The 4,745-nt window shown below is 42.9% G+C and carries 8 protein-coding genes and 1 pseudogene; 3 read left to right on the forward strand and 6 right to left on the reverse strand.

Features of this window, described 5'->3' with window-relative positions:
- Positions 1-57 precede the first annotated feature (57 nt).
- Positions 58-279, reverse strand: coding sequence for a hypothetical protein (locus QUA13_RS31565; protein ID WP_333204914.1), 222 nt, complete (start codon positions 277-279; stop codon positions 58-60).
- Between the two features lie 9 nt (positions 280-288).
- Positions 289-972, reverse strand: coding sequence for a serine hydrolase domain-containing protein (locus QUA13_RS31570; protein WP_333204919.1), 684 nt, complete (start codon positions 970-972; stop codon positions 289-291).
- Positions 973-1,539: 567 nt separating this feature from the next.
- Between QUA13_RS31570 and QUA13_RS31575 the strand changes: the two genes are divergently transcribed.
- The 3 genes from QUA13_RS31575 to QUA13_RS31585 all read left to right on the forward strand — a co-directional run bounded on the left by QUA13_RS31575 (position 1,540) and on the right by QUA13_RS31585 (position 2,724).
- On the forward strand, positions 1,540-1,749 hold the full coding sequence (locus tag QUA13_RS31575) for a DUF2997 domain-containing protein (RefSeq protein WP_015176940.1): 210 nt from the start codon (positions 1,540-1,542) through the stop codon (positions 1,747-1,749).
- Positions 1,750-1,789: 40 nt separating this feature from the next.
- A complete protein-coding gene (locus tag QUA13_RS31580) occupies positions 1,790-2,176 on the forward strand; it encodes a DUF1257 domain-containing protein (protein WP_172189336.1) in 387 nt (128 codons plus the stop codon).
- A gap of 77 nt (positions 2,177-2,253) precedes the next feature.
- Complete coding sequence (locus QUA13_RS31585; RefSeq protein WP_172189334.1) at positions 2,254-2,724, forward strand: ferredoxin; 471 nt, start codon at positions 2,254-2,256, stop codon at positions 2,722-2,724.
- Between the two features lie 94 nt (positions 2,725-2,818).
- Here the strand turns inward: QUA13_RS31585 and QUA13_RS31590 are convergent, their stop codons facing one another.
- From QUA13_RS31590 to QUA13_RS31605, 4 genes and pseudogenes are all read right to left on the reverse strand, one after another.
- Positions 2,819-3,100, reverse strand: coding sequence for a YiaA/YiaB family inner membrane protein (locus QUA13_RS31590; RefSeq protein WP_172189332.1), 282 nt, complete (start codon positions 3,098-3,100; stop codon positions 2,819-2,821).
- Between the two features lie 363 nt (positions 3,101-3,463).
- Positions 3,464-3,601, reverse strand: a pseudogene (locus QUA13_RS31595) (Uma2 family endonuclease); the annotation flags it as partial.
- 97 nt (positions 3,602-3,698) lie between these two features.
- Positions 3,699-4,046: a hypothetical protein gene (locus QUA13_RS31600; protein WP_333204917.1), complete on the reverse strand. Its 348-nt coding sequence runs from the start codon at positions 4,044-4,046 to the stop codon at positions 3,699-3,701.
- Between the two features lie 70 nt (positions 4,047-4,116).
- The coding region (locus tag QUA13_RS31605) for a WD40 repeat domain-containing protein (RefSeq protein WP_445242769.1) at positions 4,117-4,745 on the reverse strand (629 nt) is incomplete at its 5' end.

Here is a 4,745-nt window from a genome sequence, read left to right on the forward strand (position 1 = left end):
ATTAATAATTAAATGGAGTCGCAAAATCAAAAATAAGGGTAATGCTTGTATCACAGTTTAAATGTGCAACAGCTTATGCCAATACAATACTTGCTCATTCGGTAGGGTCGAAATCAGCCAATCTAAGCCCATACAGAAAGTTTCAGTGTCTTCAAGATATTGTGATTGCGATCGCACGAAAATCGCACCCATTTGGGTATTCGCTGTACTGAGATTAGCTTGCAGGAACTTCAACAAATTCTCAGATGTCGAACGAAACGCTCTTGGTGGAGCTATCACCTCAAAATCTCACTTTGAAGTCAGCATTCCATCGGGTGAATGACCGGGCGCAAGGCACTGCTGCTGTTGCGGTGTCAGATGAATCGCCGTATATGTCATACCCAGCGGCTGGCAAATGATTTCTGTCACTAATTTTTCATAAGCTTTGGAAGTTTTTAGGCTTAACAAATGTCCTAACAAGCCCATGTCCAAGTTAGAGAATTCGTAGCTTTGACCGGGTTCGTTCAGCAGCGTGATTTCTGCTAGATCTGCATACATTTCCTGCGCCGTGTAGTGAAGGTAAGGATTGCTAGGATTTGAGATTTCTGCAAGGAAACGGTCGGGCAAACGCGGCAGTCCAGAGGTATGGATTGCTAACTGTTGCAGGGTGATGGATTGGACGGCAGGATTTAACTGATTGATGACTTCTACGGGCAAATAGAGACGAATCGGAGCGTCTAGCTCGACATTACCATCATTCACTAATTTAGCCAGAAATGTTAGTGTAAATACTTCTGTCGCGGAACCGATTTCGTAAATTGTACCAGCATTAGGAACAGCAGGATCGGTGTTGCTGAGCTTGCCAAATCCTTTGATGTAATGATGTCCTTGGTCAACTACTCGGATCGTTAAAGCCAGGTTTTCTCTCTTGCTTAGATAATCTTGCGTAGTTCGATCGATTTTAGACTCAAAACATTGATAAGCCCGGATTATTAATTAAAAATAATTGATAAGTAATTCCGCCGGAAAAACCGAATACCCAGAACCCCGACTTTTTTAAGAAGTTGGTATCTAAAGCGCGATCGTATTTTACGTTTACAAAACTTACGCAAAGATAAGCCCAGAGGCATCTAAGTTTTACCGTCACTTTCGATAGAATTCTTCTGAGGTGTCCCGCCCGCCCGAAAAATAAAATTTAGATGCCCTACAGCTTACTATCTGTAGGGCGAAGCACACGGCACCTTACCCTCGGCCCCTACTATCTCGCGATACATCCTCCCTCGCCGACGATCGATCCCCAATAGCAGTTGCTAATATTCGCCACTCATGTATGACTTGACTGATGTCACGATCTACGCGAAACTTTACATACAACTGATGTATTGCTTCTACCTATTAATAACTTCTGTTAAGTTGTGACTCAAAACCTATCAATTCGTCAAAATTGATATAGCGCTTTGTCAGTCAGCCAACTCTCAAGAAGCTACTTCAGGAGGCATCGTCCCTGGCTTGCTGGTGTCGGTGTCTGATCTCACTATTCCTATTCAGTCAGCCCGGATTATGGAAACACTAGAGTTTGTGATCTATCCAGATGGCCGCGTACAGGAAACAGTCACCGGCATTGTCGGTGCTTCCTGCGCTGAGGTAACGGCTGCAATTGAAGCTCAGCTCGGCGTGGTGCTTCATCAAGAGTCAACATCGGAATATTTCACGCAAGCGCTGCATCAGTCAGCCGAAGCGACGGCCCAAGTGGCTTTTAGCGATTGGTAATTTTTTTTGTTGAGTTCACTTAAATTTTTTTGGAATCACCATGTCACACTTTAGCCAAATTAAGACCCAGATCCGCAATTTGAATTCTTTGGAAGCTGCTTTAACTGATTTGGGTATCGACTGGAAGTCGGGCCCGACTGAGGTGCGCGGCTATCGCGGCCTAACCAGCACCGCTGAGGTGGTTATTGAGCAAGAAAACGGCTACGACCTCGGTTTTAGCTGGAACGGGACTGAGTATGAATTGGTGGCTGACTTGCAGTTTTGGCAGCAAGCTTGGTCTGTAGACCGTTTTCTGAATAAGGTGACTCAGCGCTACGCTTACCATACTGTGGTGAATGAAAGCGCTAAGCAGGGTTTCCAAATTTCTGAGCAAAAGCAAAATCAAGACGGTTCGCTCCGCTTGGTGGTACAGCGCTGGTGCGCTTAATAATTTTGCGAGATTTTTGCAATCTTGTCTCATCAAAGTCCGCCTGCGCGGACTTATTTACTATTGTGGGGGTCTAAATGTCTGAGCTTTCTGGACTCGGAATAGATACAGCAAGCGATCGCTCTGGTTTAGAGCCGGAGTTGGGAGGTTTTTTGCGGGATGCGCCCGATCGCTCTGGTTTGGAACCGGAATTGGGCGGGGTGTTGCGCCAAAAAGGTGTCTATGTTGATGAGATTACCTGCATTGGCTGCAAGCACTGCGCTCACGTTGCTCGCAATACTTTTTATATTGAGCCGGATTACGGTCGATCGCGCGTGGTTCGACAAGACGGGGATTCTGAAGAGTTGATTGCTGAGGCGATCGACACTTGTCCGGTGAATTGCATTCACTGGGTTGATTACACCGAACTCAAGAATCTGGAAGAAGAACGCAAGGATCAGGTGATTCCTGTCGTTGGCTTTCCCCTGGAGTATGCGACGATTCGGGCCCGTGGTCGCCAGCGGAAAAAAGCTAAATTGGGCGATCGTAAGTTCAAAGGTAGCCATTGAAATACCCAATTCCCATCCGCAGCTTGAAACCTGTGGCTCAAACACCAAAAACAGCCCGCCCGGGCTGTTTTTTATATACATTGTATAATTCAATTTATTTGAGAGGATGGTGTTCAGCGAGAATTTTCTCAACTCTAGCTTCGTCGATTCTGGCAGTTAATGTTGTTGCCTCGTTGTTATCCCGAATGGTTTTTGCTAAAGTAAAAGACGAGCCGACAGAAAAAGTTAAACCCATACCCATAAAAGCTTTTTGCCAGGGGTCTACCTGTAAATAAATGATACCTACAGTAGTTGCGGAAAGGGCAACAATAAAAGAAACCCAGCACTGAAGTATCCAAGCATTAGTATCTTTTTGGCGTATGATTTGTTTCTGCATAGTGCCTCTAAGTCAAGTATATCTTTTGGTTGATTAACTTAAAGAATAGATAGCGTGAGTGAAGCGGTCAGGAGAGGAAGGGACAGTTTCGATAAGTGAACAGTGCGATCGGGCTTTTGACTAAAAATTAGAACGCTATAGATAGGGTTTGATGCTCTCGAAAGACTGGGGGGGAGTAGACAGTTTGGAAACTGGACTAAGGGAGATTGATTGAGTTGGATTTGTTTTGTTAATTACTAGGGTCGGGGTCTATGGTTTGCTGCTGTATTTGTTGTAGCAAAGTTTGATAACGCTGTCGTTCTTGTTCAAGTTGGGCGATCGCTTCTTCTGCACGCTGCCGTTCCTGTGGAGCTTGGGTAGAATGCTGGCAAACAAGATTTCTAGATTTTCTTTAATAGTGACAATCCATCGGAATTGTTTGGTATTGTCTGCTGTTGGTTCTCCGTCGCGATCGGGGTAGATGATTTCTGATACAGTTTCGGTGGGTTGTTGTTGTACCATAACTGTTGATGGGTTGGGGATGCTGATTTTAGTATAGCGACTGAGGGTTGGAGGAGTTGGAGGGGCGATCGTTTTTTTGGGGAAGGATAATAAAAGCTCACTTCTGGCTACCTCTTACAGTAGGATCGAGTCTCATTATATCTATGTTCATACCACTTTTTAAAGTAGGATCGATAACTTCTTCTACTGCCATGCTACCTTTTAAAGTAGGGTCGCCAACTGTTACCTCCGTGCTACCTTTTAAAGTAATATCAAAAGTTCCTAGTAAGGTATCATCCCAACTATCATCTCGTTTGTCTTGATTGACTATTGAATCTATCCTTTCATAAATCTTTTGGAAGCTTTCAAGAATTTTATCAGTTTTAGACTCAATATCTAATCCCTTAAGAGATGGAACGGATGTTACTATTTTTAAAATTTCTATTGATGCTTCTAAAGTATTCATTGCATTTTTTTCCATGATTTAATTTATCTGTCATACTATTTTTAATCCCAACATTAGGTATGCTGTTCATTTAGTTATAACATATACCAGCATAGTTTTTGTGGGCAGATTTGTTACTATTCAAATATTGTTTCAGTCTTCCGCACACATTTATAATCATTTGATTCGTGTTGATTTCTGTAGGGCTATAGTTAGTGTCGTTTAAATTCCATATTCTTACAGTTTTATCACGACCTCCTGTAATAATTGTCTGACCGTCAGGACTGAAGCTTACTTCATTGACTTGACCAATATGCCCTTCTAGAGGAGGTAATGAAGTACCATCTACCTTCCAAAGTCCGATTTTTCCCTCTGCATTTGCATAAGCAATCAGTTCGCCATTGGGGCTAAATGTTACGGCCAGCATCTTATTATCATCCTTTGTGATAATTTTTGATACAAAATCATCACGATCTTTTTTTACCACAATAGGATCTCTTTGCGATTTCCAAAATCTGAGAGTATTATCATCGCTAATAGAAGCTAATGTTTTACTATCAGAGCCAAAAGTTACAAAGTTTACTGCTCCTTCATGTTGAGTCAGTGTACTCAATAATGTTCCGTCTACTTTCCATAGCTTTATGGGTAGTGCCCTGAAGGAAAGGATCGAGTAAGTTACTATTAGAGAGAAGTGTTTATCATAGTGTGATATGACAGTAG

Origin of the sequence: Microcoleus sp. S28C3 (assembly GCF_036700785.1) — a bacterium.
Taxonomy (GTDB): Bacteria; Cyanobacteriota; Cyanobacteriia; order Cyanobacteriales; family Microcoleaceae; genus Microcoleus; species Microcoleus asticus.

What these genes read in the sequence shown, in the direction of transcription:
- QUA13_RS31575 (WP_015176940.1), top strand. Translation starts at nt 1,540, where the DNA reads ATGGAAACACTAGAGTTTGTGATCTATCCAGATGGCCGCGTACAGGAA.
- QUA13_RS31580 (WP_172189336.1), top strand. Translation starts at nt 1,790, where the DNA reads ATGTCACACTTTAGCCAAATTAAGACCCAGATCCGCAATTTGAATTCT.
- QUA13_RS31585 (WP_172189334.1), top strand. Translation starts at nt 2,254, where the DNA reads ATGTCTGAGCTTTCTGGACTCGGAATAGATACAGCAAGCGATCGCTCT.
- QUA13_RS31590 (WP_172189332.1), bottom strand. Translation starts at nt 3,100, where the DNA reads ATGCAGAAACAAATCATACGCCAAAAAGATACTAATGCTTGGATACTT.
- QUA13_RS31600 (WP_333204917.1), bottom strand. Translation starts at nt 4,046, where the DNA reads ATGAATACTTTAGAAGCATCAATAGAAATTTTAAAAATAGTAACATCC.